General features: G+C 46.6%; 25 protein-coding genes. 5 read left to right on the top strand and 20 right to left on the bottom strand.

Features of this window, described 5'->3' with window-relative positions:
- Window positions 1-12: 12 nt before the first annotated feature.
- The 4 genes from ICN46_RS08940 to ICN46_RS08925 all read right to left on the bottom strand — a co-directional run bounded on the left by ICN46_RS08940 (window position 13) and on the right by ICN46_RS08925 (window position 5,170).
- The gene (locus tag ICN46_RS08940) at window positions 13-1,011 is read right to left on the bottom strand and encodes an NAD(P)H-quinone oxidoreductase (protein WP_216207596.1); all 999 of its coding nucleotides are present in this window, start codon (window positions 1,009-1,011) and stop codon (window positions 13-15) included.
- A gap of 19 nt (window positions 1,012-1,030) precedes the next feature.
- On the bottom strand, window positions 1,031-3,199 hold the full coding sequence (pnp, locus tag ICN46_RS08935; protein ID WP_216207594.1) for a polyribonucleotide nucleotidyltransferase: 2,169 nt from the start codon (window positions 3,197-3,199) through the stop codon (window positions 1,031-1,033).
- 268 nt (window positions 3,200-3,467) lie between these two features.
- A complete protein-coding gene (gene rpsO / locus ICN46_RS08930) occupies window positions 3,468-3,737 on the bottom strand; it encodes a 30S ribosomal protein S15 (protein WP_068323724.1) in 270 nt (89 codons plus the stop codon).
- Between the two features lie 227 nt (window positions 3,738-3,964).
- On the bottom strand, window positions 3,965-5,170 hold the full coding sequence (locus tag ICN46_RS08925) for a patatin-like phospholipase family protein (RefSeq protein WP_216207591.1): 1,206 nt from the start codon (window positions 5,168-5,170) through the stop codon (window positions 3,965-3,967).
- Between the two features lie 84 nt (window positions 5,171-5,254).
- Between ICN46_RS08925 and ICN46_RS08920 the strand changes: the two genes are divergently transcribed.
- Window positions 5,255-5,848: a lipid-binding SYLF domain-containing protein gene (locus tag ICN46_RS08920; RefSeq protein ID WP_216207588.1), complete on the top strand. Its 594-nt coding sequence runs from the start codon at window positions 5,255-5,257 to the stop codon at window positions 5,846-5,848.
- A 2-nt stretch (window positions 5,849-5,850) separates the two neighbouring features.
- On the opposite strand, the gene ICN46_RS08915 is transcribed toward ICN46_RS08920, so the two are convergent.
- From ICN46_RS08915 to ICN46_RS08890, 6 genes are all read right to left on the bottom strand, one after another.
- Window positions 5,851-7,398, bottom strand: coding sequence for a 2-isopropylmalate synthase (locus tag ICN46_RS08915; protein WP_216207585.1), 1,548 nt, complete (start codon window positions 7,396-7,398; stop codon window positions 5,851-5,853).
- Between the two features lie 237 nt (window positions 7,399-7,635).
- Window positions 7,636-8,490, bottom strand: coding sequence for a CDP-diacylglycerol--serine O-phosphatidyltransferase (gene pssA, locus ICN46_RS08910; protein WP_216207582.1), 855 nt, complete (start codon window positions 8,488-8,490; stop codon window positions 7,636-7,638).
- Between the two features lie 16 nt (window positions 8,491-8,506).
- The gene (locus tag ICN46_RS08905) at window positions 8,507-9,154 is read right to left on the bottom strand and encodes a phosphatidylserine decarboxylase (RefSeq protein ID WP_216207578.1); all 648 of its coding nucleotides are present in this window, start codon (window positions 9,152-9,154) and stop codon (window positions 8,507-8,509) included.
- Window positions 9,155-9,187: 33 nt separating this feature from the next.
- The gene (ilvC, locus tag ICN46_RS08900) at window positions 9,188-10,204 is read right to left on the bottom strand and encodes a ketol-acid reductoisomerase (protein WP_216207575.1); all 1,017 of its coding nucleotides are present in this window, start codon (window positions 10,202-10,204) and stop codon (window positions 9,188-9,190) included.
- A gap of 57 nt (window positions 10,205-10,261) precedes the next feature.
- Entirely contained in the window at window positions 10,262-10,753 is a 492-nt protein-coding gene (gene ilvN / locus ICN46_RS08895) for an acetolactate synthase small subunit (protein ID WP_216207573.1), read from the bottom strand.
- A complete protein-coding gene (locus ICN46_RS08890; protein WP_216207571.1) occupies window positions 10,753-12,537 on the bottom strand; it encodes an acetolactate synthase 3 catalytic subunit in 1,785 nt (594 codons plus the stop codon). The genes ilvN and ICN46_RS08890 overlap by 1 nt, the downstream gene beginning before the upstream one ends.
- Before the next feature lie 193 nt (window positions 12,538-12,730).
- Between ICN46_RS08890 and ICN46_RS08885 the strand changes: the two genes are divergently transcribed.
- Genes ICN46_RS08885 through ICN46_RS08870 form a run of 4 tightly spaced genes read left to right on the top strand, consistent with a single transcriptional unit; the run spans window position 12,731 to window position 14,936 of the window.
- A complete protein-coding gene (locus tag ICN46_RS08885; protein ID WP_216207568.1) occupies window positions 12,731-13,300 on the top strand; it encodes an RNA polymerase sigma factor in 570 nt (189 codons plus the stop codon).
- Complete coding sequence (locus ICN46_RS08880) at window positions 13,297-13,752, top strand: DUF3619 family protein (protein ID WP_216207563.1); 456 nt, start codon at window positions 13,297-13,299, stop codon at window positions 13,750-13,752. Before ICN46_RS08885 ends, ICN46_RS08880 begins: the two co-directional genes overlap by 4 nt.
- A gap of 15 nt (window positions 13,753-13,767) precedes the next feature.
- Complete coding sequence (locus ICN46_RS08875) at window positions 13,768-14,394, top strand: DUF3106 domain-containing protein (protein WP_216207560.1); 627 nt, start codon at window positions 13,768-13,770, stop codon at window positions 14,392-14,394.
- Window positions 14,395-14,399: 5 nt separating this feature from the next.
- Window positions 14,400-14,936, top strand: coding sequence for an RDD family protein (locus ICN46_RS08870; RefSeq protein ID WP_216207557.1), 537 nt, complete (start codon window positions 14,400-14,402; stop codon window positions 14,934-14,936).
- A gap of 10 nt (window positions 14,937-14,946) precedes the next feature.
- Here ICN46_RS08870 and ICN46_RS08865 read toward each other — a convergent pair whose 3' ends face one another.
- From ICN46_RS08865 to ICN46_RS08820, 10 genes are all read right to left on the bottom strand, one after another.
- Window positions 14,947-17,337, bottom strand: coding sequence for an ABC transporter permease (locus tag ICN46_RS08865; protein WP_370625516.1), 2,391 nt, complete (start codon window positions 17,335-17,337; stop codon window positions 14,947-14,949).
- 107 nt (window positions 17,338-17,444) lie between these two features.
- Window positions 17,445-18,230: an SDR family oxidoreductase gene (locus ICN46_RS08860; protein WP_216207748.1), complete on the bottom strand. Its 786-nt coding sequence runs from the start codon at window positions 18,228-18,230 to the stop codon at window positions 17,445-17,447.
- Window positions 18,231-18,294: 64 nt separating this feature from the next.
- Entirely contained in the window at window positions 18,295-19,263 is a 969-nt protein-coding gene (locus ICN46_RS08855) for a tripartite tricarboxylate transporter substrate binding protein BugE (RefSeq protein ID WP_216207745.1), read from the bottom strand.
- A 31-nt stretch (window positions 19,264-19,294) separates the two neighbouring features.
- Window positions 19,295-19,951: a PqiC family protein gene (locus ICN46_RS08850; protein ID WP_255538815.1), complete on the bottom strand. Its 657-nt coding sequence runs from the start codon at window positions 19,949-19,951 to the stop codon at window positions 19,295-19,297.
- Complete coding sequence (locus ICN46_RS08845) at window positions 19,948-20,862, bottom strand: MlaD family protein (RefSeq protein ID WP_216207552.1); 915 nt, start codon at window positions 20,860-20,862, stop codon at window positions 19,948-19,950. The genes ICN46_RS08850 and ICN46_RS08845 overlap by 4 nt, the downstream gene beginning before the upstream one ends.
- A complete protein-coding gene (locus ICN46_RS08840) occupies window positions 20,859-21,638 on the bottom strand; it encodes an ABC transporter ATP-binding protein (protein WP_216207549.1) in 780 nt (259 codons plus the stop codon). The genes ICN46_RS08845 and ICN46_RS08840 overlap by 4 nt, the downstream gene beginning before the upstream one ends.
- Window positions 21,638-22,804, bottom strand: coding sequence for an ABC transporter permease (locus ICN46_RS08835; RefSeq protein ID WP_216207546.1), 1,167 nt, complete (start codon window positions 22,802-22,804; stop codon window positions 21,638-21,640). Before ICN46_RS08835 ends, ICN46_RS08840 begins: the two co-directional genes overlap by 1 nt.
- Before the next feature lie 476 nt (window positions 22,805-23,280).
- On the bottom strand, window positions 23,281-23,586 hold the full coding sequence (locus tag ICN46_RS08830) for a hypothetical protein (protein WP_215308776.1): 306 nt from the start codon (window positions 23,584-23,586) through the stop codon (window positions 23,281-23,283).
- Between the two features lie 2 nt (window positions 23,587-23,588).
- Window positions 23,589-25,580, bottom strand: a complete 1,992-nt coding sequence (locus tag ICN46_RS08825; protein WP_216207543.1) for a YadA family autotransporter adhesin — start codon at window positions 25,578-25,580, stop codon at window positions 23,589-23,591.
- Window positions 25,581-25,689: 109 nt separating this feature from the next.
- Window positions 25,690-26,137 (bottom strand): response regulator transcription factor (locus ICN46_RS08820; RefSeq protein WP_216207541.1); only part of this gene is annotated, 448 nt, incomplete at its 5' end.

The following is a 26,137-nucleotide window of genomic DNA, read 5'->3' as shown; positions in this document are numbered from 1 at the left end:
GTGCTGTATCTCTTAAACGGTCAAAACAATCTTGCCCACATGCTCTGATGACTCCATCAAAGCATGAGCAGCTGCAGCCTGATCCATTGGAAATGTTTTGTAAATGGCTGGCTTCAACTTCCCTGCATCTAGAAATGGCCAAATATGAGAATGCAATTGCTGGGCAACCTGCCTCTTGAATGAAACAGGGCGTGGGCGCAAAGTTGAACCTGTAATCGTTAAACGACGACGCAAAATTTGATTGGTGCTTACCTCTGCTTTAGAGCCGCCTTGATTCGCAATAATTACGATGCGTCCATCATCAGCCAAACAATCAATCTCGCGCTGAACATATTCACCGGTAACCATATCGAGAATGACGTTAACACCTTTGCCGCCTGTTGCCTTCTTAACTTCCTCAACAAAATCTTGAGTTTTATAGTTAATCGCCAAGTCCGCACCAAGCTTCAGGCAAGCAGCGCATTTCTCATCTGTTCCAGCAGTAACAAACACTTGATGACCCATAGCTTTAGCAATCAGAATGGCGGCGACCCCGATACCACTGGAGCCACCCTGCACCAATAAAGTCTCACCCTCAGACATTTCGCCACGCATGAAAACATTACTCCACACCGTGAAGAAAGTTTCAGGCAATGCAGCAGCTTCTTGATCGGTAAAGCCCTTTGGAGAAGGTAGGCACTGTGCAATTGGGGCAACACATAATTCAGCGTACCCGCCACCCTGCACTAGAGCGCAAACCTTATCACCCACCTTGAGGCCAAATGCATTGTCAGCATGCGATAAATCACCGCCAATGATTTCACCAGCCACTTCAAGCCCGGGAATATCGGAGGCGCCAGGAGGAACTGGGTAAAAGCCTTTGCGTTGCAAAACGTCAGGGCGATTAATACCAGCAGCCAATACTCGAATCAATACCTCGCCAGTGCCAGCAACAGGAACCGCTGGATCCGGGCGATTGGCCGACACCAATACCTCTGGTGCGCCGTATTCTTTGATCTCAATTACACGCATTGAAAGCCTCGCTTAAAACTTAAGCTGTTTCATCAGTTGCTGGAACTACTTCAGCAACGGTTTCAGCGGCACCAGCTAAAGGAGCAATCGTGCCACCTTCGTCCGCCATTGCAGCTTTGAGTGACAAACGCAAACGACCGCGCTCATCAGCAGCCAATAACTTCACGCGAACTACTTGGCCTTCTTGCAAATAATCTTTCACTTCTTTTACACGCTCATTTGAAATTTCTGAGATGTGTAAGAGACCATCTTTGCCAGGAAGAATATTGACGAGTGCGCCGAATTCGAGCAACTTCACAACTGGACCTTCGTAGATCTTACCTACTTCAGCTTCAGCAGTGATACCTTCGATACGGGCTTTTGCTTCAGCCATACCTTCAGCGCTGGTAGAGGCGATGGTGACAGTACCATCATCTTTAATATCAATACTGCAACCAGTTTCCTTGGTCAAGGCTTGAATAGTAGCCCCGCCTTTGCCGATCACTTCACGAATCTTGTCTGGATGGATTTTGAAAGAAACCATACGCGGAGCATGAGCAGACAATTCAGTGCGCACTGAACCCATCGCTTCTTGCATCTTGCTCAAAATATGCAAACGACCTTCTTTAGCTTGCGCCAAAGCAACTTGCATAATTTCTTTGGTAATACCCTGAACCTTAATGTCCATCTGGAGCGCAGTAATGCCGTTAGCAGTACCAGCCACCTTAAAGTCCATGTCGCCTAAGTGATCTTCATCACCCAAAATGTCGGTCAACACAGCAAAACGATTGCCATCCAAAATCAAGCCCATTGCAACTCCAGCAACGTGTGCCTTCACTGGAACGCCAGCATCCATCATTGCCAAACAGCCACCGCAAACGGAAGCCATAGATGAAGAACCATTGGACTCGGTGATTTCTGAAACTACGCGAATGCTGTACGCAAAATCTTCTGCGCTTGGCAATACAGGAATCAATGCACGCTTAGCTAGACGACCGTGACCAATTTCACGACGCTTTGGGCTGCCTACACGGCCAGTTTCGCCAGTAGCAAACGGAGGCATGTTGTAGTGGAACATGAAACGATCACGATACTCGCCTTCAAGGGCATCAATAATCTGCTCATCACGTGCAGTACCTAGAGTAGCTACAACGAGAGCCTGTGTTTCACCACGTGTAAACAATGCAGAACCATGGGTACGTGGCAATACGCCATTACGAATTTCAATTGGGCGCACAGTGCGTGTATCACGACCGTCAATGCGTGGCTCGCCGTTCAAAATCTGGCTACGCACAATCTTCGCTTCGATTTCAAACAAAATATCGTTTACAGCAACCGGATCAACTTCACCCTCTTCTTGCAACTTAGCAACTACTGTTTTTGTAATTTCTTTGAGCTTGTCTGAACGCGCGCCTTTTTGACGAATCTGATAAGCCTCGCGCAATGGACCTTCAGCAATTGCTGTGACCTTAGCAATGAAAGGCTCGTCCTTAGGGGCGGCAGTCCAATCCCACTCTGGCTTGCCAGCCTCGGAAACCAATTCGTTAATCGCATTGATGGCAGTTTGCATTTGGTCATGGCCATACACAACCGCGCCCAACATAACTTCTTCAGATAATTGATTGGCTTCTGACTCAACCATCAACACAGCAGCCTGTGTACCGGCTACGATCAAATCGAGTTCACTAGTAACCTGCTCTGTACGGGTTGGGTTCAAAAGATATTGGCCATTGGCATAGCCAACGCGCGCAGCACCAACCGGACCAGCAAATGGAATGCCTGAAATAGCCAAGGCTGCTGATGCTGCGATCAAAGCAGGAATATCGGCAGGAACGTCAGGGTTAATGGATAGCACATGCACTACCACCTGAACTTCGTTCAAAAACCCTTCTGGGAACAATGGGCGCAGTGGGCGGTCGATCAAACGGGAGATCAATGTCTCGCCTTCTGATGGACGACCTTCGCGGCGGAAGAAGCCGCCAGGAATCTTACCTGCGGCGTAAGTTTTTTCTAAGTAATCAACAGTTAATGGGAAAAACGACTGGCCAGGCTTAGCGGACTTAGAGGCAACTACTGTACCCATCACCACTGTGTCATCGACATTCACGATAACAGCACCGCCGGATTGACGAGCGATCTCGCCTGTTTCCATAGTTACTGTGTGATTACCCCATTGAAAACTCTTTACTGCTTTTTTAAACATTGTCATTTTGATCTTCTCCAAATTGTTCACACAAAACCCACATGGGTGTTGCGCTTGTCGCGGGATAAAGCAGTGTCACGACAACACTGGAGCGATTTAAGATCACAAGGGATGCCATTCCAGGGAGGCTCTGAATTGATCTTCAGAAACTCATTGGAATGACACAATCCCCTACACAAATAATCTTGAAGCGCCCAAAAAACATGCCATCTGCTTAAGACTGATTCTGTTCAGAAACAACCCTAAGAAAGATGGCATTGCATACCAATAAGAATTACTTACGGAGACCTAATTTCTCAATCAATGCGCGATAACGGTCCAAATCTTTGCCCTTGAGATAATCCAAGAGACGGCGGCGACGTGAAACCATCTTCAACAAGCCACGACGGCTATGATGGTCTTTGGCGTTAGCCTTGAAATGGGGGGTTAATTCATTGATGCGGGCTGTTAGCAATGAAACTTGAACTTCAGGGCTACCCGTATCGTTTGCGCTGCGCGCATTTTCTTTGACGATTTCCGCCGTTTTGATATCAGCAACTGCCATTTTTAATACTCCTTACTTGCGAACACATGAGCTTCCACCCAATTCGTGTCGTGCGTTATTAACAAAATAAAACAAAAAAGCTTTAAAAATCAAAGCCATCGAATTGTATCAGATTCCCCTAATTCCGCGCTTTTCCAGCCCTGAGGTCAAAAAAGGGGATCATAAAGCACGATATCAATATAAGTCATTGATTTACATGGATATTATTTAAAAACCAGGGGAAATGCCTATTTTTTAGGCTGAAGCTCATCAAAACTCCGCTTATACCCCGGTGGATAGCTTTGCCATTCCTTCCCACCAAGACCCTGCTGATGGCCGTAATCAAACAAAGCCTTCATGTAGTCCGTATCGAACTCCGTCTTATGGGGGAATTTGAAGTCGGAGCCAATATAGGCCAGGTTGAAACTGACGCCATCTAGTTGCGCTGTGTGGTAAATCCGGTACAGATCACCCATCCCCTGAGTCTGAATCAAGCTAGAGATTGCACGCTGAACAATGCTAAGAGTGCCCCGCTCCGTTTCGCGCCACTCAGGGTCTAAACGCGCATTCCGAACAATGTAGGCATTGCGCTCTTTTTGAAGCTGGATCTTGAGATCCTTTGCGCTTTGTGAAAGTGCGCTCGGGTATAGGAATACCTGAGTCATAGCCCCGCCGTCCACATGCATCTCTTGGAAGTTCTTTCCAGCCACCTCAAAATCAAACATCACAGGTGAAAAAGCGCCTGGGATGGATGCTGAAGCTAGCATGATTTTTCTAAATAACTCCAAGGACTCAGGCGAACCAATGCTGGCAATCTTGCCCATATTCCAGACTACCGGTACACCGGCATCTAAATTGGTAGTGCCAATTAAGAGCCAGCGTCCATTCACACTGTACTCATAGGCAAGCTTTTTGAGAAATGGCTCATCCACAAATTGAGAAATCAGCCTATAGAGAGGTGTGGTGTCAGAAAGACCGTCACCCAAGATTCCAGAAATAAATCCGCGCTCAATAAAAATATCTTTAGGTCCAATTTGGGTATAAACATGACGGAGTACTGGATCATATTCTTTACCCATAAATGCAAAAGGCGCAATAAGAGCGCCAGTACTAATACCGGTAACCAAGTTGAAGTTAGGCCGATCACCTCGCTCTGACCAGCCAATTAACAATCCAGCGCCGTAAGCGCCATCATCACCACCGCCTGACAAAGATAAATAATTAGCAGGAGTAGTAATCTGGGCATTGTTTCTACTCAGCTGCATAAGCTGAATATCCTTTGCCATTTGGTCAATGCTGGACTGGCTGGCAACCATATATCTCACACCAGATAAGCCAGCAATCTGTGCTTGACCCATTTCCTGTGAAGGCACTGCAGCCTTACGCTCTAAGCTGCTGCATCCAGCCAATAATAAAAACGGGGCAAAAATCAGGATTCGAAGGAATGTACTCATGAGGCTCAGAAGGTAATGATAGAAATTAAATAGAGTATAAAGTCTGAAATTGTTTAATTACTGTTGTAAAGCAAAGGAATCGAAATGAGAGTTCATATTATTCGCGCACTGACCTGTGGTCTACTTGCCCTCCTCCCAATATGCTCCTTTGCGCAATTTTCTTCAATCTTTGGACCAGACAAGACGGTTGCACAGCAAAGGGAAGACATCCTCAAAAAGAATCAAGAAATACTGTCAGCGCTATACAAAGTGCAGCCCAAAGCCAAAGAAGCAATTGATAAGGCAGTGGGGTATGCAACCTTCAGTAATTTCGGCATGAAAATTCTCATCGCTGGGGGTGGTACTGGTAGCGGAGTTGTAATCAATAAAGACTCCAAGAAGCCAATCTACATGAACATGGCTGAGGTACAAGCGGGGCTTGGACTGGGCATTAAATCATTTCAAAATATCTTCGTATTCCAAACGCAATCCGCTCTCAATGATTTTGTGAACTCAGGCTGGACTTTTGGCGGACAAACCACCCTATCGGCTAAGTACGAAAATAATGGCGACGCCTATCAGGATGCCGTGATGGTTGCCAATGGAGTGTTGATGTACCAACTCACCGACTCAGGCCTTGCCGCCGAGATCACCGGCAAAGGCACCAAGTACTACAAAGATTCTGAGCTCAATAAATAACCTTAAGGTGTCATTTGGGCATTCAACTTAGCTTGGCTTGGATCATGTAGCTTGTTGAGCGCGGACAAGTAAGCTTTTGCAGAGGCTGCAATGATGTCTGGGTCGGTACCAACCCCATTGACGATGCGCCCACCCTTCGCCAAGCGTACAGTCACCTCGCCTTGCGATTGAGTGCCAGAGGTAATCGCATTTACCGAATAAAGCAATTGCTCGGCACCGCTCTTCACTATTTCTTCAATCGCATTGAGGCTCGCATCAACCGGCCCATTACCCTCGGCCTCAGAAGATACTTCCTTGCCGCCCACTAAGAAAGTAATGCGCGACTTTGGTCGCGCACCAGTTTCAGAATGCTGACTCATCGAGACAAAACGATAGTGCTCACCCTGTTCCGGGGCAGCTGAGTCTGACATGATGGCAATAATATCTTCGTCGTAAATATCACTCTTCTGATCAGCCAAGGCCTTGAAGCGAACAAATGCATCATTTAAGTCGGCTTCCGCTTCAATCGCAATTCCCAATTCTTGCAAGCGCTGTTTAAAGGCATTTCTACCAGATAATTTACCTAATACGATTTTATTGGTAGCCCAACCCACATCTTCTGCGCGCATGATTTCATAGGTCTCGCGGGCTTTCAAAATACCATCTTGATGGATGCCAGAGGCATGGGCAAAAGCATTGGCGCCAACAACTGCTTTATTGGGCTGCACCACAAAACCTGTAATCTGGGAAACCAATTTAGACGCAGGAACAATTTGCGTGGCATCGATCCCGCAGACCATATCGAAATAATCTTTACGAGTACGCAAAGACATCACAATTTCTTCCAAAGAAGTATTGCCAGCACGCTCGCCCAAGCCATTAATGGTGCACTCAATCTGACGGGCCCCACCAATCTTGACGCCGGCTAATGAATTAGCAACCGCCATGCCTAAGTCGTTATGGCAATGCACGGACCACACCGCCTTATCCGAATTGGGTACACGGGTACGCAAAGTCTTAATAAAGTCGCCATATAACTCTGGAATGGCATAGCCTACGGTGTCGGGAATGTTAATAGTGGTTGCACCTTCGCCAATCACAGCCTCAACTACCCTGCACAAAAAATCCATTTCCGAGCGATAGCCATCTTCGGCTGAAAACTCAATATCGCTTGCTAAGTTTCTGGCAAAGCGAATTGAACGTTTGGCCTGCTCCAATACCTCTTCTGGAGACATTCGCAATTTCACGGCCATGTGCAATGGCGAAGTAGCCAAGAATGCGTGAATACGTTTAGCATTTGCAGTCTTTAATGATTCGGCTGCGCGCGAAATATCTTTATCGTTGGCGCGCGCCAACGAGCAGACGATGGAATCTTTAATTGCTGCAGCAACTGCGGAGATTGCGGCAAAGTCCCCTTCTGAGCTCGCTGCAAAGCCGGCCTCAATAACATCAACCTTGAGTCTCTCTAGTTGACGGGCAATTCGAACTTTTTCATCTTTAGTCATCGAGGCGCCAGGGGACTGCTCGCCATCGCGCAAGGTGGTGTCAAAAATGATTATTTTGTCGCTCATCACTACTCTCCAATTCAAAACTACTTATATATTTTGCTGCACAAATTTACAACAATCTTAAAAAACAAAAACCCCAGCAATGTGCTGGGGCTGGTATGTGGTGGTTAATGAATTACTTTAATCTCATCAACTCAGGCCTTACCCGCCCCAAGCTTTAGGCTTAGTGCTAGTAGAAGTAGACCAGTTAAAAGTGAGAAGTTCATCAACATGGATTAAATATAACCTAAATATTCGAAATTAGCTAAAACTGCGTCCACTCAGGTGCTCCCATGCCCAAATGACATAGCCTGAGATTGAGTAAACAACAAACAAGCCAAAGAGGGTCAAGGGTGGGTTTGAAGAGATTAAGACAAAAGTCAAAATCATCAATACCATGACGCCAAAGGGGACGCGATAGCGCACATCCAAGGCCTTGCCACTATAAAAACGGGCATTAGATACCATCGTTAAACCAGCGTAGACAGCAATAAAAAAGGTAATCCAAGGGATTGCGGTATCCCGAACTGGAATCTTATTGTCATCTGCCAGCCAAATAAAACCAGCCATTAATGAGCCGGCGGCTGGACTGGGCAAGCCCTGGAAAAATTTCTTATCCACTACAGCGGTATTCACGTTGAAGCGCGCTAAACGTAAAGCGGCGCCTGCACAATATGTGAAGGCTGCCAGCCAGCCCCACTTACCTAGATCTTTTAAGGCCCACTCATAAGCAACTAAGGCGGGTGCGACTCCAAAAGAAACCATATCAGCAAGCGAATCATATTGCTCACCAAAGGCACTTTGAGTATTGGTCATGCGGGCAATACGGCCATCCATACCGTCTAACACCAGAGAGGCAAATATAGCAATTGCAGCGATTTGAAACTGGTCGTTCATTGCGTTAACAATAGCAAAGAAGCCGCTAAATAAGGCCGCAGTAGTGAAGGCATTAGGAAGTAGGTAAATCCCTTTGCTACGAGGGCGGGGCTTTTCGTGCAACTGCTCCACCTCAAAATCAATGTCATCGCCCAGATCCTGCGCCCACTGATCTTCGGTACGCGAGGTACGCGCTAAGCGACTACGATCGATGCGGCCACGGCGGCGAAATGTACTCAATGTGATCCTAGGACGATTAATCAAGACCCGGCAAGCGGGCCAATGCGGTGTTTGTAGCAAACACCTTGTCACCAACACTTACCAATGGTTCAGCACTTAAGGGTAAATATACATCCACCCTTGAGCCAAAACGAATGAAACCATAGCGCTCGCCTGCTTTAAGGCGATCGCCAACATGGGTATAACAAAGAATACGGCGGGCAATTAAACCTGCAACCTGAACCAAAGTAACCGTCTGACCATTAGCGTCTATTACTAAGGCATTTCGCTCGTTCTCAGTTGAAGCTTTATCCAAGTCCGCATTTACAAACTTACCGGGGAAATACTGAATCTCCTTGACTAAGCCGTGCACTGCACTGCGATTAGAGTGGACATTAAATACATTCATGAACACACTGATCTTGAGCGCTTCACGACCTGCGTATGGATCATTTGCCTTTTCCACCACCACAATACGACCATCGGCAGGTGATAAAACCAAATCACGACCTAAGGCAGGAATACGCTGCGGGTCACGGAAGAACTGCAGAACAAAGAAAAAAATAATCCACAGAGGCCATGACCAGACTATCCCACCGATGTAGTGAACTAGCAAAGTCACAACTCCCACCAGCGCTAAATACGGCCAACCTTCTTTCGCAATAATGGGGTGCGGATACATCATCTTTGTTCTGAGCCTTTTAAATTGAACTGCTGATTAGTTTTTAGTTTGATCAACTAATTTGTTCTTAGCAATCCAAGGCATCATGGCGCGTAACTTTGCACCAACCACTTCGATGTCATGCTCTGCATTTAAACGACGACGGGAAATCAAAGTAGGTGCACCTGCTTTGTTTTCCAAGATAAAGCTCTTAGCGTACTCGCCTGTTTGAATATCCTTCAAGCACTGACGCATTGCATTCTTGGTATCTTCAGTCACAACGCGTGGGCCAGTAACATACTCACCATACTCGGCATTATTAGAGATGGAGTAGTTCATATTGGCAATGCCGCCTTCGTAAATCAAGTCAACAATCAACTTGAGCTCATGCAAGCACTCGAAGTAAGCCATTTCAGGAGCGTAACCAGCTTCAACTAAAGTCTCAAAACCAGCCTTGATCAATTCAACTGCGCCGCCACAGAGAACAGCCTGCTCACCGAACAAGTCGGTTTCAGTTTCTTCGCGGAAGTTTGTTTCGATGATGCCAGCACGACCACCACCGTTAGCGGTAGCGTATGACAAAGCAACATCACGAGCTGAACCAGATTTATCTTGATAAACGGCGATCAAATGAGGAACGCCACCACCTTGTGCATAAGTACCACGAACGGTATGGCCTGGAGCCTTAGGAGCAATCATGATGACATCCAAGTCAGCGCGTGGCTGAACCTGTCCGTAATGCACGTTAAAGCCGTGAGCAAAAGCAAGAGCTGCGCCCTGCTTGATATTGGCGTGCACTTCTTTGTTGTAAACATCAGCAATTTGCTCATCGGGCAAGAGCATCATGACAACATCGGCATCCTTAACTGCGTCAGCAACTTCTTTAACGTTTAAGCCAGCATTAGCGGCCTTATTCCAAGAGGCACCATTTTTACGCAAACCGACCGTCACATTCACGCCAGAGTCGTTCAAGTTCAGGGCATGGGCATGTCCTTGTGAACCGTAGCCAATGATGGTGACTTTTTTGCCTTTAATGAGGGACAAATCAGCGTCTTTATCGTAGAAAACTTTCATGCTCTTTCCTTGTATTGAAAATAGGTTTTAGTACAGCAATAAATCAGTTAAAAAAAATTAAACCTTCAGGATGCGCTCACCGCGCCCAATTCCAGAGCCACCCGAACGGACAGTTTCTAAAATAGAGGCACGATCAATCGAATCGATAAAGGCATCCAATTTGGCACCATCACCAGTTAATTCGATGGTGTAACTCTTATCAGTCACATCAATGATGCGACCGCGGAAGATATCAGTTGTGCGCTTGAGTTCTTCGCGCTCTTTGCCAACAGCACGCACCTTGATCAACATGAGCTCACGCTCAATGTGCGGACCCTCACTCAAGTCAAACACCTTAACGACTTCAACTAAGCGATTTAAGTGCTTGGTGATTTGCTCGATAACGTCATCGGAGCCAATCGTGACAATCGTCATGCGTGAGAGTGATGGATCTTCAGTTGGCGCAACGCTTAAAGCCTCAATGTTGTAACCGCGAGCAGAAAATAGACCCACAACGCGTGACAGTGCACCCGGCTCGTTCTCAATGAGTACGGAAATAATATGTCGCATTAGAGATCCTCGCTACCCAAAAGCATTTCAGTAATACCTTTGCCCGCTTGAACCATAGGCCAAACGTTTTCTTCTGGATCGGTTTGGAAATCCATAAAGACGGTACGATCTTTTAAGCGTATTGCCTCTTTAAGGGCGTCTTCAACATCTGACTTCTTCTCAATACGCATGCCGACGTGACCATAGGCCTCGGCTAACTTAACGAAGTCCGGCAATGAATCCATGTATGAACTGGAATAACGCTTGTTATAAGTAAGCTCCTGCCACTGACGAACCATACCTAGGTAGCGGTTATTCAGAGACACAATCTTCACTGGTGTGTTGTATTGCTTGCAAGTAGATAGTTCCTGAATGCACATCTGGATTGAACCTTCACCTGTAATCGCAAAAACATCCTGCTCAGGAAACGCTTTTTTGATTCCCATTGCGTATGGCAAGCCAACACCCATGGTACCTAAACCACCAGAGTTAATCCAGCGACGTGGCTTATCAAATTTATAAAACTGTGCAGCCCACATTTGATGCTGACCCACATCTGAAGTAATGATCGCATCACCACCAGTAAGCTCAAACAACTTCTGAACCACATACTGAGGTTTAACGATTTGCGATGCCTCATCATACTTAAGACAATCTTTTTTACGCCACTCGTTGATTTGCTCCCACCATGCAGCAATCTTAGCCTCATTCTTGCGTGGACCAGCGGCTTTCAGCTGCGCAGTCATTTCTTGCAAAACTTCTTTAAGGTTGCCAACAATTGGAACATCGACCTTCACCCGCTTAGAAATCACCGATGGATCAATGTCAATATGAATGATTTTGCGTGGATGGCTTGCAAAGTGGGCAGTGTTGCCAATCACGCGGTCATCAAAGCGCGCACCAATGGCAATCAATACATCGCTGTGTTGCATTGCCATGTTGGCTTCGTAAGTGCCGTGCATTCCGAGCATACCCAAGAACTGTGGGCTAGTGCCTGGAAAGCCACCCAAACCCATCAGGGTATTCGTAACTGGATAACCCAACAAAGTAGCAAACTCTTTTAACTCTGGAGCCGCGTCAGCCAAGATTACGCCACCACCAGTGTAGATGTATGGGCGCTCAGCTTCCTGCAACAAAGAAACTGCTTTACGAATCTGTCCGCTATGCCCCTTCACGACTGGGTTATAGGAGCGCATCTCCAAAGTTTCTGGGTAGACGAATGGCGCCTTAGCTGCCGAAACATCTTTAGGAATATCAATTAATACAGGTCCAGGACGTCCTGTCTGTGCAATGTGAAAAGCCTTCTTCAATACCAAAGGCAAGTCTTTCACATCCTTCACTAGGAAGTTATGTTTTACAACTGGGCGAGTAATGCCAACGGTATCAGCCTCTTGGAATGCATCTTCACCAATTGCGTAAGTTGGCACGTTACCGCTGATGATCACCATTGGGATCGAATCAGTGTATGCGGTAGCAATCCCAGTCACTGCGTTGGTTACGCCGGGGCCAGAGGTCACTAGAGCAACGCCAACCTTACCGGTTGCACGCGCATAACCATCTGCTGCATGCACTGCTGCCTGCTCATGGCGAACTAAAATATGTTCGAACTTGTTCTGTTTAAAAATTTCGTCGTAGATAAAAAGCACAGACCCGCCAGGGTAACCCCAAACGAATTCAACCCCCTCAGCATGCAATGCACGTACGAGCATTTCTGCACCAATCATTTCTGGTGCTGCTGCTGTAGTTGAGTTTGCTGTGTCTTTGTTAGCTTTGGTAGCTAAAAATTCGGCGCTGCTTGTATTCATTTTCTTTCGTCCTTTGCAATTTTCGGCAAAAAATTGTTTGGTCTGTTCTATCTCTGGCTTATGGCCCGAGTTCGAACGGCGCTGCTACCGGAAAAAACCACTTCTTGAATGAGATTCTAGGTAGTAAGCCCTATATTCTATAGCAATCCCCTAAAATAGCCCAACACTCACAGATTCAGGTCTAATCTTCTGCATGGCGTCAGCCCAAGAACTATCCGACTTTCTCAGCAGCGTAGAACAGCGTGCTTTTAAGCAAGCTGTCTATGCCGTGAGAGATGACGATGCCGCTTTGGATATTGTCCAGGACGCCATGATCAAGTTAGCGGAGAAGTATGGCGACCGGCCTGCCGCTGAATTACCCCTTGTTTTCACAAGAATCTTGCAAAACCGTGTTCATGACTGGTTTAGACGTCAAAAAGTCAGAAATACTTGGGTCACGCTTTTTTCCAATATGGGCAAAAAATCAGAGGAAAATGATGATTTTGACCCCTTAGAATCACTTTCAGCCCCCGATGACAGTGAAATTCATCAAGATGGGGCGCATAAACTAGAGAGAAGCCAACTTCTACAAGCATTAGAGTCAGAAATATCAAAATTACCTGCTCGTCAACGAGAAGCCTTCCTAATGCGTTATTGGGATGAGCTCAGCATTACCGATACCGCCAAAGCGATGAGTTGCAGTGAGGGCAGTGTTAAAACACACTGTTCTAGAGCAACCCAAGCCTTAGCTAAAGCATTGAAATTAAAAGGAATTACCCTGTGAACCGCGCCGAAGATCTACTAACCCCAACCCAAGCCGACCAATTTGGTCAGGCTAGCGCTGCTCTACTCAGCCAAGGCTCTCAAGCCCTGCCTGCCAATATTAAAGATCGCCTCCACGCTGCCCGCATGAAAGCACTTTCTGTCAGAAAAGCAGAAAAAGTTCGCGTTCGGGAGTCAGTATTGGCGAATACCTCCGGAAGTTGGTCATTTGGCTCACGCTCCACTTGGGATACTGTTGGCTGGGTTGCACCGCTGATTGTTCTAGTCTTTGGCCTGATTGGCATTGCCCAGTGGCAAGAAGACTCCCGTATTGACGATATTGCTCAAGTAGACGCTGCGCTCTTGGTGGATGATGTACCGCCAGATGCCTACGCTGATAGTGGCTTCATGGGCTTCCTCAAAAATGGTGGCATTTCTGATTCCGATAGCCCAAGTACAGCCCAAAGCAAATAAACACCAAAATACCGAATGTCATTCACACTAAAGCAGCTGGCGACAATTACATGGGTTGCGCTAACTTTTTTTGCTCTTAGTGCGGGCACTTCTAGAGCGATTGCACAAGGGCCATCGTCTGGTAGCCCAACTGCAAGCGGCGGGCACAGCAAGGCAACAGGAATACCCGAAAAGAAATCGGATGGCACTTGGGAAAATCTTAAACCAACCCAACAAAAAATTCTGGAGCCCCTCGAGAGTGACTGGGACTACATGCTGCCTGAAAGCCGCAAGAAGTGGATATTGATTGCCAATCTCTACCCCAAGATGAGCGAACAAGATCAAGCACGCCTTCAGTCCAGAATGGCCAGCTGGTCCAATCTTTCTCAACGAGATCGGCGCATTGCACGTGAAAACTATCTTGCTAGCCTGAAATTTCCTGCTGAGAAAAAAGCAGAAGCTTGGAGCGCATATCAAAAACTGAGTGATGAAGAAAAAAAGAAGCTAGCCAAGGCGGAAGAAAACAAGAAGAAACCAACGGCAGTAAGCTCCCCCACTCTTCAACAGCATCCCTTGACACAAAAGCCCACTATCTTAGTACCAAGCACCCCAGAAAGCGCTGCCGAAGGCAATGCTGGTGCTAGCGCGACAAGCAATCAATAAGGCTTATGACGCCTGCTGAGTTAAACGTTTTGCCTGCGCCCCAATTTTGGCGGCGGGTTTCATGCACTCTCTACGAACAACTTGTATTACTAGGCGTGATCGCCCTAACCTTCCTGGTACCCAATCTGGCGCTAGGAATTTTGTTAGGTATTTCGCTGCCAAGCTGGCTCACTTTTCTCTATCTGTATGCGGTTCTAGGCGCATATTTTGTTTGGTATTGGACCAAATCAGGGCAAACACTCGCCATGCAAACTTGGCGTGTGCGCATCATTAATCAAAATGGCAACGCCCTGGATAGACGACAAGCCTTTTGGCGCTATGTCTATGGATCGCTCTGGATTTTTCCTTGCATATTTTTACAGGCTGTTTTGCAGCTGCAAAAATGGCAAATTATTGAAATGCTCTTTACTGTGGCTTTATTCATTTGGCCACTGAGCATCTATCTAGATCGCGCTAACCCGCTTGCACGCCAAAGTCTGCCAGACCGCTTTGCTGGTACAAAATTAATTGAACTGCCTAAGTCCGCTGTAAGACTCTCTTAAGCGCTTGCATTTAAATGCTTTCTCTTAAGCATTCGATTGCACTGGCTTTTTGTATTTTTTGGCAAAACCGAAATCCAGCCAAACCACAGGTTAAAACCCCAAAGCCGATGCCCATACCAAGCGCTTGTGTAAAGGCATTGAATTCAATCTCCAAAACAAAGTGTCCCAAAGCCCAGGTAGCTATGCCAGCAGCAAGACCGCCTAGAATTCCAGCAAGCAAACCAATGATCATTAACTCCACTGCCGCAATACTTCCTAATACTTTTTGCGTCACACCAACTGCTTTCAAAAGCGCAGCACTTCTGAAACGCTCATCTTGGGTTGCCGCAATGGCCGCCATTAAAACCAGAGCTGCTGCCGCAATCGTAAAGGCAAAAAGGATGCCCAAGGCCATCGACAAGCGATCCAGAATTTCTTGTATTTGCGCCAATGAAATCGCCACATCAACCACTGTGAGATTTGGATAGGCTTGGGTTAAAGCAAAATCTAGACTTTGAATATCGGGTCGCTGGTAATAAGAAGTGATCCACGATTGCGGCATATCTTTCAGCAAATCAGGCGGCATGATCACGAAAAAGTTAACGCGCATTGATCCCCAATCAAGCTTACGTAATGAGGTAATGGGTGCAGTCACTTTTTCGCCGGCAACCTCAAAGCTAAGTTGGTCGCCTAGCTTGAGTTTCAGTGTCTTAGCGATACCTTGCTCAAGTGAGATTTGTGGCATAGCGCTGTCAATCCATCGGCCATCTGTTATGCGATTGCCAGGGGGTAATTCACGTGTGTAGGATAAGTTGAACTCTCGATCAACTAAGCGACGAGCGCTATCTTCAACATAATCGCCGGGTGTAATGTTGCGACCATTAATTTCAATTAAACGCCCTCGAACCATTGGGTAGAAATCGGGATGAGCTAGGCCAGTGGCTAGCAAAATTTGAGCTATGCCCTCCTTTTGATTTTCTTGCACATTGATCATGAATCGATTCGGAGCATCAGCCGGGATATTACTGCGCCAAGTGCTTAATAAGTCTTGACGCAATAACAGGATCATCAAAAGCGCCATCAGAGCAATACCCAGTGCCGTAATTTGCATAACGGCAAAGCCAGAGCGGCGTGCTTGCATCGTTAAGACAAAGCGGAGTGCAAAACTCTTTGGTCGAATGCGCCTTAACAGCTTCAGAACCCCCCAAGCTAAAACGGCAAAGATTGCTACCGCCGCTCCAAAACTGAAACCAACCCAAGCAGCCAATTTCCAATCTCTAGCAGCAATCGCAATCAAAGTTGCGCAACTAGCTATACCAAAGACGGCTACCCAAAACGCCGCAACGGACAAGCCCTCAAACTCTTTCCGAATTAAGCGAATCGGACTTACTTTGATCAAGCTAAATAAAGGCGGACCCGCGAAACCAATCAACAGAAACCAAGCAAAACAGGCGCTCCATAAAACAGGCCATAGTGAAATAGAAGGTAGGCTTGCCAAAATCAGGGTGCCCAGTAAACCCAATAAGACCTGCTGAATACAGTAGCCGATCAGGGAACCGAGGAGGACGGACGCAATAGCCAGCGTCAACAATGTTTTTACTTGGCGCATTAAGATGCTTTTTTGACTAGCACCAAAGCATTTAAGTACTGCGCAGACATCAGCTTGCTTAATGACATAGCGGCGCGCAGATAAGGCAATCGCAACAGCGGCAACCATTGCCGTTAATAAAGCAATCAACGATAGGAAGCGCTCTGCCCTATCCAAGGTTTTACGCATCACAGGCTGCGCATTCTCCAAAGTCTCTATGCGCAAGCCTCGCAGTTTCTCCGACTCAATATAGCCTTCGACCCAATGTTGATAGCTTGCAATGTCCTTATCAGATCCTGCTAATAACAAGCGATAGGTCACGCGACTGCCAAAGCCAATTAACCCAGTAGCAGGAAGATCATCCAGGGACATCATCACTCGAGGCGCGAAGTTCATAAACCCAGCGCCGCGATCTAGTTCGCGCAGTAATGCAGCTTGAATGGTGAATCGCTGATCACCCAAGATGATTTGATCGCCCAGCTTGGCATGCAAACTATTGAGCATGGCAGGATCAACCCAAACCATTCCCTTGCTTGGGCCTTTAGCACCCTGTTTATTGATGGGAGCGACTAGTTTTTCTGAGTCAATTTGCAACTGGCCACGTAGCGGATAATCTGAACTTACAGCCTTTAATGAGCTCAACTTACTTTGTGAGCCCACAGTAGCCATACTTGGAAATACCGCAGTTTGAGCAGTCTGGAGTTTACGCGCACGCGCCTCTTCAAGGAAGTGCTCTGGTATGGGCCGATCGCCAGCAATCAGTAAATCAGCTGCTAATAGCTGGCGGGCATCAAACTGAAATGCCCGCTGCATCCGATCAGCCAAAAAGCTCACGCTGGATAGAGCAGCAACCGATAGTGTGAGCGCGACAAACAGCCAGACCAACTCACTGGATCTAAAATCCCGCCGCAAACCTCGCAAGAGGTTAGAGAGTGTTCCTATCAAACCGCCTGAACCTGGCCGCCATCTACTCTAGTGACGGTACCAGTAATAAATGAGGCATTTTGACTACATAGAAATGCCGCAGTATCGCCGTACTCTTTAGGGTCACCATAACGAGCCATAGGAATTTGTCGCAAGCTCGCCTGAACTACCGCTTCGTAGCTAGTGTTTTCACGCCCCGCTCTCGCTTCGTCTAGCTGACGTAGACGATCAGTAGCAACGCGACCTGGCATGATCACATTAACAGTAACGCCTTCAGCAGCCACTTCAGTAGCCAAGGTTTTAGACCAAGCCAATAAAGCAGCACGCAAAGTATTTGAGATCGCCAAGTTCTTAATTGGGGCAATGGCTCCAGAGGTGGTGCTGGTCACAATACGACCCCACTTTCTCTGGCGCATACCCGGCAACACGCGATCAGTAATGCTGATCAGGGAAAGCACCATATCGTTAAAACTTTTTTGCCAAAGCGCAGGGTCTTGACCAGCAGCTGGAGTTGGCGGAGGTCCACCAGTATTGTTAATCAGGATATCAATGGGCCCGAGCTCTTTTTCAACCTGAGATACGAGGCTATCAATCACGGATAAATCGGATAAGTCCCAAGATAGCGCCAAGGCTTTGCCGCCCACGGCCTCAATCATCTCGACGGATTTCTTTAAGCCCTCGGGGTTGCGGCCAGTAACAGCAACCTTGACACCTTCGCGCGCCAAGGAAACAGCCATTGCTTGACCTAAGCCACGACTAGATGCCAACACCAATGCCACTTTGCCCTTAATACCTAAATCCATCTTATCCCCACTAATGTTATTCAATCAATCTTGTCAGAATGCAGTTACTTAAAAGTCCACGTAGTTAATCTAGCTGTAATTTCTGCTTGGCCACAACCTCTTTATAAACTGCATATTCAGCTTTAATCTCTTTTGAGAAGGCCTCGGGACCATTCACATTAATAATGGAACCCGTTTCTTCAATCCGCTTAAGCACGGCCGGTTCTGCAACCGCCTTTTGAACAGCTGCATAGTATTTATCGACGATCTCCTTGGGCATACCAGCGGGCCCTAAAAAACCATAGTAAGCCATACGATTGACAGGCACTAAACCAACCTCCGCAAAAGTCGGGACATTGGGCAATTGCGCCAAACGTTTTGGAGCGGCAATCACAATCGGGATTAACTTCCCATCCTTAATAAATGGCAAAGAAGATGGCAGGTTATCAAAGATCATAGATACCTGACCACCAACGGTGTCAGCTAAAGCCGGACCAGCGCCACGATAGGGAATGTGCACAATAAATACACCTGCAAGACTTTTAAATAACTCTGTTTGTAAATGCCCAATGCCGCCTGTGCCGGAGCTTGAATAAGAGTACTTACCAGGATTAGCCTTTAACACTGCCATGAAGGTTTTGAAATCTTTAGCAGGGAAAGATGGGTTGACTGCAATAATATTTGGTGTTGCGGCAATATTCGTAATTGCCGTGAAATCCTTAATGGGGTCGTAACCAATCTTCGGATTAATTGCTGGATTAGCGGCTGTGGTTGATACCGTTGCCATGCCAATGGTGTAACCATCTTTCGGCGCACGCATAACCTCTAAGGCACCCACAGAGCCACCGCCACCAGCTTTATTCTCAACTATCACTGGTTGACCTAACTGGCGACCCAGCGCATCACCGACTGCCCGCGCAATGATGTCAGTACTGCCACCCGGTGCAAAGGGAACGATCAGCCGAATTGGCTTAGTCGGAAAACTTTGTGCAGAGGCGGAAAGGCTAATGACTGCACTCAAGGTAAAGATAGAAGTCTGTAGCACACAAGTCATGAGCGTGCGAAGCGTCAATCTGTTCATAAGATTACTGTCCTATAGGTTTTGGTAAATTGCCTGCATATTTGTACAGCTCTACCTCATACTGCTGAAGAATTTCTGCCAGAGCTTGTTGTTGTCCAGCCGCCAATGCTCCGGGTGTGTTGTCTTTCAGCGCAATACGCTTGGTGTAGCGATTGGTGCCGATGATCGGATTGGTTTTGCCACTATTGGTTACGGTTAAGAAAAATTCCAGAGTCACAACAGCCTCAGGACGGACGCGGTAATCTCCGTAAAACTCCTCTACAGTCGCCTGTAAGGTGTAAAACGGGAAAAAGCTGTTGCTTTGACCAACAGCTGCCGAAAAGATATTGGCATTATTTATCCACTGACGCGTCGCATTGCCAATCATCTCACTAGGAATAGTCGAATAGATGTTGTAGAAGTCTTTCTCATAGCGTTGGTCACCTAAGCGGTAGACCATCGACTTACCATCAGAAGGCGGCGCCACAGATACAGATCCAATTTTTAACCAAATCTCTGTTCTAGGCTTGTAAGGCAATCCAGTTCGCTCGGGCTGAATCATCCAACTCGTGGCTTGAACTGCTGGCTGCTTGGGCAAGGAGCAGGCCGCCAGAATAGCAACCAGCATTCCGCAAATAAAGAATTTCAACGGCGTCGATCGAAGCATCACTTTGACTCTCATTTTTGAACCCCATTCATCGGCAAGGTGATGCGAGGTGGTGGCTCGCTCCAGATTAGGCTTGCTGGAGACTGGCTAGCAATGCGAGTGAGTTCATTTAATTGCTCGCTGGTTTGCTTGAGATTTTCAATAGTGACTGCTGAGTCCCCTTGAATTCCGGCAATAGTCTGACGTAAAGACACAACAGTACCAACCAACTCACGCATCAGTACATTCAACTCATCTTTATCGGTAACCTTAGCAATCCGCGCTAATAAGACATTCAAATCCTTCACAGATTGAATGATCCCCTCATTATCTTTACCATTGCCAGCCATCAATAGATTTAAGTTATTCAACAAGGCATCAAATTTTTTCTGCGTGCCATCGATGTTGAGCTCATTCATCCCATCAATCAACTTCTGAATGCCCCCAATAATTTGATCCGCCTGATTGGGTAAGGAAGGAATAATCGGGTAATCAGGCTTCCACTCATAGGGCAGTGGCGTGTAAGCATTAGCATTGGGGGTGAAATTAAATTCGATGTAATTGACGCCCGTAATCCCTTGAGATTTGACTTGAGCGCGCAAGTTGTTTTTAACGAAGTCTTTAATTAAATCTTCGTTGACTGTTTCACCAAAAATCTGCATGCGTACTACAACGTACTGGCGCCTCTCGGGAAAGGGTATATTTTTTTCATAGATATCACCGGACAAAGCAATCAAAGTCACTTGACCAATCTTAACGCCTCTAAATCTCACTGCAGCGCCAGTATCAAGACCTGTAACGGACTGCTTAATATAGGTCTCTATCACAAATGATTTTTTAAACAGTTGGCCTGATCCGAAAATCAAGACCACCGCAACCAATACCCCAATTGCAGCGAGCACAAATAAACCGAGACGGAAATAATTGGGATTCGAGTTCTTACTCATGCTGCGTCCTTGCTCATAATACGATTAAAGAATTGATGCACTCTAGGGTCGGTACAGGTATCTCGCAATACTTTTGGATCGCCCTCGGCAATAATGCCTTTGGCGCCCTTGTCTAACATGATGACTTTATCGGCGATGGCATAAATGCTAGCCAACTCATGCGACACAATCACAAAGGTAATGCCTAAATTTTTAGACAAGTCCAGGATGGTTTGATCTAGGTCAGCGGAAGTAATTGGATCCAGACCGGCCGATGGTTCATCCAAAAATAAGATCTTGGGGTCAAGCGCCATCGCCCTAGCAATCGCAGCGCGCTTTTGCATGCCGCCACTGATCTCGCTGGGCATGTATGACTCATATGGAAGCAAGCCAACCAAGTCTAATTTGCAGCGCGCCAACAACTCCATTTGACTTTGCGTAAGTTCGGTATATTCCTGCATGAATAAGGTCACGTTTTCCAGCAAGTTCATGGATCCAAATAAGGCGCCCTGCTGATACATCACCCCAAAACTAGTCATAATTTTTTGACGCTCAGCGCCTTGGGCAGCAGTGATATTTTGCCCCTCAATCAGAACGTCACCAGACAAAGGCTGATACAAGCCAAATAGATTCTTCAAAAGACTAGACTTACCGCAACCAGAGCCACCTAAAATCACAAAAATTTCGCCATTGTTGACCGTAAAATTAAGATCCCGCATAAGTACATTAGAGCCATAGCCTACAGTAAGGTTCTGGACATCGATCGCGCAAGTAGAATTATTAGCTGTCGCACTCATCAGAAACCTGTCTTGTAGGAAATGAAGGCGAAAACGCCATCGACCAATACAATCATGACAATGCTGCTGACGACAGCGCGCGTCGCAGAGATACCTACTGCTGCCGCACCTGTCCCAGTCTGCATACCGCGCAGACAGCCTACAGCAGAAACGACAACGCCAAATAAAGTCGCTTTGATCAAACCGGATGCGATATCTTCAATATCCACCGCTGCTAACATGCCATTATAAAAATTAATAAATGGAATACCGTACGCCAACATCGTAAACATGGAGGCAATGATGCTAATGATGTCGGCATACAAAGTTAAAATAGGCATCACCAAAATACCCGCAAGCACCCTAGGCACGACCAAGAAACGAATAGGACTTAAGCCGCCGCTTACCAGCGCATCAACTTCACTGTTCACCGTCATCGTCCCAATCTCTGCAGCAAATGCAGCCGATGAACGACCCGCCAGCAAAATGGCAGTAATCAAAGGACCCATTTCTCGTACGATGCCCAATGCCGCTAGCGGTCCCACATATGATTCAGCGCCAAATTGCTTCATACCGATGGCCGCTTGAAAAGATAAAATGACGCCAATTAGAAATGCGACCAAACCAACAATTGGCAAAGCTGCAATGCCCGCCTCTACTGCGGCATTAACAAAATCACCCCAACGTACTTGTTTTATGTTTCGAATCGACCAGACTAAGTCTGCAGCTAAATGCCCAGTAAAGGTAACGAGACCACGCGCATCATCAATGAAGTTTTCTGCAGCCATTCCGGTGCTCACCACAAAACTTCTCTGTGGCTTTGCTGCTGGAACTGGAAATAAATTGGAGATCGGATCGAATTCTTTTAAGAGTGGCTGGTAACGCGCATCCAAACCCACAAGTTCAAATTTGCCACCAGCTTTTTGTTGTGCCTCTTCGACACCAATCAGAAAAGCAATGCCAGCGCCATCCAAAGAAGAAACCTCAGAAGCATCAAATACTAAGGACTGGTTTTGTTGTCCTAACCCCAGCCAAGCATCCTGAGCATTCCGAATTTGCGTCCAAACGCCACCCAGAGAGTAGACATTTACCTTACCCCTCAAGGAAATTTTGGCATTACTAGCATCAGTCTCTGACCAAATGGCAACTGGGGGCTCTACCGCGGAAATGGGGGCTACAACGCTCATATTCAAACTATAAGGGATCTACATGAAATGAACTTGAAATCACTGAAAATTAAAAAGGGCCCAGTTTTTCAACTAGGCCCCTGTGTGAGGTGGTGCGGCTGGCAGGAATTGAACCCACGACCCCTTGGTTCGTAGCCAATGTAGTTGAGTGACACTTTATCTATATGAATCAATGACTTACAAGTAGTAATTTGCATAATAGAATTGGCGCTCAGGGGCTCGTAACCCCTTGTTTCTATTGGTTTGCTACTAGTTCTATTATGCAGATTTAGAGCACTTTTTTATGCAAGCATTCCCTTTTCTTTAGTGCATTTAAATTGGCAGTAAGAGTTAGCCCTTTCCTTCAGACTCACACTCAATGTTGGACGCGCAAAGAATACATCGGGCGGCTTTTAAATCCAAAGCAGGCCATCACCCTATCCAAGTCTAATCGGCAGAGTCCGACCCAAAGCAGACTTTGGTTCTGGATAATTTGGCTATTTTTTAACTGCAGATTTTGCGGTGGAATTAGCCTTCACGCAGCTTAAAGAGCCTAGTGAGTTAGATTCATAAACCCATTTCCCATCGACTTGCTTTCTAGATGCAGTTTCGGGCATCAGAACATAACATATTACATCGTCAGATTGGTCATAGAGCTTATAGATTCCCGCGCCCGATTGCCCCGCCTCAAATGTCGCAATGAACTGCATTTGGGCCTTTTGCTGAGCTTGACTATTTTGAGCAAATGCAGCTGATGTCAATAGACAGCCTACCACCAATGAAAGCTTAATAATGATCTTCATGTTTAAAAACTGATCCCTAAGCCAGCACTAGTAACAACACCACCAAATGATGTGGTTCCAGCTGCAATCTTTAATACAGTAGACTGGGTCAGCCTTGCTTGTGCTCCAACTGAAATGGCGCTTGCACTCACATAGTTACCCACACCAACACCAACGCTAAAATTCTTACCCGATTCAATGGCGGGAATGCCAGCAATCGCACTGGCACCAGCAATACCACGCTGAGCAATTAGATTGTTTTGATTTACTTGAGACTGAATGCCATTAATCTGATTTTGAATTCCGTTAACTTGATTCTGAAGTGCAGGTGATGCGCCTCCAGAATTGGCAATCAACTGATTCACCTGACCCAAATTAACGGCATCAGTTAAGGCGGTTGCAGCAGCAACATTCTGTAATTTATTGTTGTTAAAGCTAACAGTTGAGGTGCCCACCCCGCTCGCTTGGTTGCCAACAGTAACAGTCGAGTTTGCCGCAGAACCAACGGTAGTATTGCCAGTAGTGGTCAAAGTACCAGCCTGCACTTCCCCAGTAGTTTGAATAGTCCCAGAACTGGTAATGCTGCCAATATTACTAATTCCCCTGGTATACATAGTCGCTCCAACTAATGCAGACCCTTGAACTGTTAGCACCCCTCCAATTGTGGTTGCAGAAGATGAATTACCAATAACGATTGCATCATTACCACTTGATGTAACTCCATAACCAATCGCCACTGAATTAGTACCTGTGGCACTTGAATTTGCGCCAATTGCGATTGCATTATTACCTCCAGCGGGCGACGAACCCGTTGCCGAGGTGCCTGCTGTAGCATTAGCACCTAATGCTATGGAGTTAGTACTATAAGCCGCTGAACCCTGGCCAGTTGCAGTAGAATAATTTCCAATAGCCTGTGCGCTGTCTCCAGTTGCAGTTGAATAATTCCCTACCAACGTACCATTAATAAACTTACCTGCTATTGCTCCTTGACCTGTTGCAGTCGAATTCACACCTTGGGCAGATGAATTTGCGCCTGTTGCAGTCGAATTATCCCCACCCCCTCCGAATACACCCGCCCTTGAATATGCTCCGGAGGCTGTTGAGTTTGCTCCATAAGCTTTTGAAGAAGCTCCTGTTGCCGTTGAGGTATCTCCGCTTGCAGTGGATTGATATCCAGCTGCTGTTGACATCGCCCCCGAAGATGTTGATCCGACACCGGTTGCAGTAGAATCGAATCCGGAACTCGTTGAGTTAGTACCTAAAGCTGACGAATTAGGGCCAGAAGCATTAGCAGCTTGTCCTACAGCCAAGGCAGATTCACCTGAGGCATTAGCAGCTTGTCCTACAGCAGTTGAATTACTACCAGCTGCTAACGCACTCGAACCAAGTGCAGTGGACTGTAAGCCTGAGGCATTAGAAATAGCTCCAATAGCTGTTGTCGCAGCATACGGAGCACTATTGGCAGGATCAGTCACAGGTGCAGCAGCAAAAGCATTAACACCTAATGCAGTTGACCAATCTCCAGCAGCTGTAGAGTAGGCTCCAACAGCTGTTGCCCCCGATCCACTCATCGGGCTCAACGAAGTATTTGGTGCGGCATATGCACTAATACCCAAGGCCATGGATGCATCTCCGAGCGCTTGTGCACGAGCACCACTTGCGATTGATCCGAACCCACTCGCCTGTGAATTCGCACCAATAGATATTGCAGAACCATTGCTCGCGATTGAGCTTGTACCCAAGGCAATAGAACTACTAGATGATGCCTGAGCACTTAAGTTCGTCCCACCATCATTCCCGGCGCCAATTGCTATTGCCCCAGTTCCACTTGCATTAGCTGCATAACCCATTGCGATCGAGTTGTCGCCCGAGACGTAAGCGGTACTACCTACAGCTGTTGAGGCATAACCTACCACCGTTGCATCCCCCGGTGCAGAATATGACGACTGCGAGTAGGCATCAACAACAAAAAAGATAAAAAGGATTAATATAAAGCCTAAAACTATATTTTTCATATTTGCTATCCTGGCTTTTTTAATGCGATGCTTTTAGATAAGCCACTCTAGCAATTCAAAAAATAAATACTCTTACAAACCCAAACGAATTCTTACAATTTCTTACAAATTAATTCTTCAGCTTTAGCTCCAGGACTAACTGGTAGCCCTCAGCTCTATTTACTTTGATGGCTGGATTTAAGATGCCTGCATCAGTAAACTTCTTCTTTAGGCGAGATATACGAACATCTAAGGTCGCTTTAGAAACCTCGTTGACTTCATCCCCAACAATTTCAATTAAGCGGTAATAAGGAAGTTTTTGAGACGGCGCTTCTGCCAATCCCTTGAGAATTGCAAGCTCATTCTTATTTAGATCTATAGCGTGCTTGCCAACCAAAGTGCTTGTCGGCAAATGAAGATGCGCTTGATACGTCATTTTTTGAGCAGAAAGTCTTCTTGCAAGACTACCGATTGCAGCCAATAACTCAGCACTAGAAAAAGGTTTGGTTAAATAAATATCAGCGCCAGATTCATATCCAGCGACCCTGGCTTCAGCACTATTTCTAGCTGTAGCCATA

The organism is Polynucleobacter sp. Latsch14-2, from assembly GCF_018881925.1.
In the GTDB taxonomy this organism is placed as follows: domain Bacteria; phylum Pseudomonadota; class Gammaproteobacteria; order Burkholderiales; family Burkholderiaceae; genus Polynucleobacter.
The sequence above is the reverse complement of the archived record's forward strand: the minus strand, read 5'-3'. Positions and strand labels throughout refer to the sequence as shown.

Bases quoted from the DNA above. Each gene is read 5' to 3' on its own strand.
- ICN46_RS08940 (WP_216207596.1), bottom strand. From the start codon at position 1,011: ATGCGTGTAATTGAGATCAAAGAATACGGCGCACCAGAGGTATTGGTG.
- pnp (WP_216207594.1), bottom strand. From the start codon at position 3,199: ATGACAATGTTTAAAAAAGCAGTAAAGAGTTTTCAATGGGGTAATCAC.
- rpsO (WP_068323724.1), bottom strand. From the start codon at position 3,737: ATGGCAGTTGCTGATATCAAAACGGCGGAAATCGTCAAAGAAAATGCG.
- ICN46_RS08925 (WP_216207591.1), bottom strand. From the start codon at position 5,170: ATGAGTACATTCCTTCGAATCCTGATTTTTGCCCCGTTTTTATTATTG.
- ICN46_RS08920 (WP_216207588.1), top strand. From the start codon at position 5,255: ATGAGAGTTCATATTATTCGCGCACTGACCTGTGGTCTACTTGCCCTC.
- ICN46_RS08915 (WP_216207585.1), bottom strand. From the start codon at position 7,398: ATGAGCGACAAAATAATCATTTTTGACACCACCTTGCGCGATGGCGAG.
- ICN46_RS08905 (WP_216207578.1), bottom strand. From the start codon at position 9,154: ATGATGTATCCGCACCCCATTATTGCGAAAGAAGGTTGGCCGTATTTA.
- ilvC (WP_216207575.1), bottom strand. From the start codon at position 10,204: ATGAAAGTTTTCTACGATAAAGACGCTGATTTGTCCCTCATTAAAGGC.
- ilvN (WP_216207573.1), bottom strand. From the start codon at position 10,753: ATGCGACATATTATTTCCGTACTCATTGAGAACGAGCCGGGTGCACTG.
- ICN46_RS08890 (WP_216207571.1), bottom strand. From the start codon at position 12,537: ATGAATACAAGCAGCGCCGAATTTTTAGCTACCAAAGCTAACAAAGAC.
- ICN46_RS08885 (WP_216207568.1), top strand. From the start codon at position 12,731: ATGGCGTCAGCCCAAGAACTATCCGACTTTCTCAGCAGCGTAGAACAG.
- ICN46_RS08875 (WP_216207560.1), top strand. From the start codon at position 13,768: ATGTCATTCACACTAAAGCAGCTGGCGACAATTACATGGGTTGCGCTA.
- ICN46_RS08870 (WP_216207557.1), top strand. From the start codon at position 14,400: ATGACGCCTGCTGAGTTAAACGTTTTGCCTGCGCCCCAATTTTGGCGG.
- ICN46_RS08860 (WP_216207748.1), bottom strand. From the start codon at position 18,230: ATGGATTTAGGTATTAAGGGCAAAGTGGCATTGGTGTTGGCATCTAGT.
- ICN46_RS08855 (WP_216207745.1), bottom strand. From the start codon at position 19,263: ATGACTTGTGTGCTACAGACTTCTATCTTTACCTTGAGTGCAGTCATT.
- ICN46_RS08850 (WP_255538815.1), bottom strand. From the start codon at position 19,951: ATGAGAGTCAAAGTGATGCTTCGATCGACGCCGTTGAAATTCTTTATT.
- ICN46_RS08845 (WP_216207552.1), bottom strand. From the start codon at position 20,862: ATGAGTAAGAACTCGAATCCCAATTATTTCCGTCTCGGTTTATTTGTG.
- ICN46_RS08840 (WP_216207549.1), bottom strand. From the start codon at position 21,638: ATGAGTGCGACAGCTAATAATTCTACTTGCGCGATCGATGTCCAGAAC.
- ICN46_RS08835 (WP_216207546.1), bottom strand. From the start codon at position 22,804: ATGAGCGTTGTAGCCCCCATTTCCGCGGTAGAGCCCCCAGTTGCCATT.
- ICN46_RS08830 (WP_215308776.1), bottom strand. From the start codon at position 23,586: ATGAAGATCATTATTAAGCTTTCATTGGTGGTAGGCTGTCTATTGACA.
- ICN46_RS08825 (WP_216207543.1), bottom strand. From the start codon at position 25,580: ATGAAAAATATAGTTTTAGGCTTTATATTAATCCTTTTTATCTTTTTT.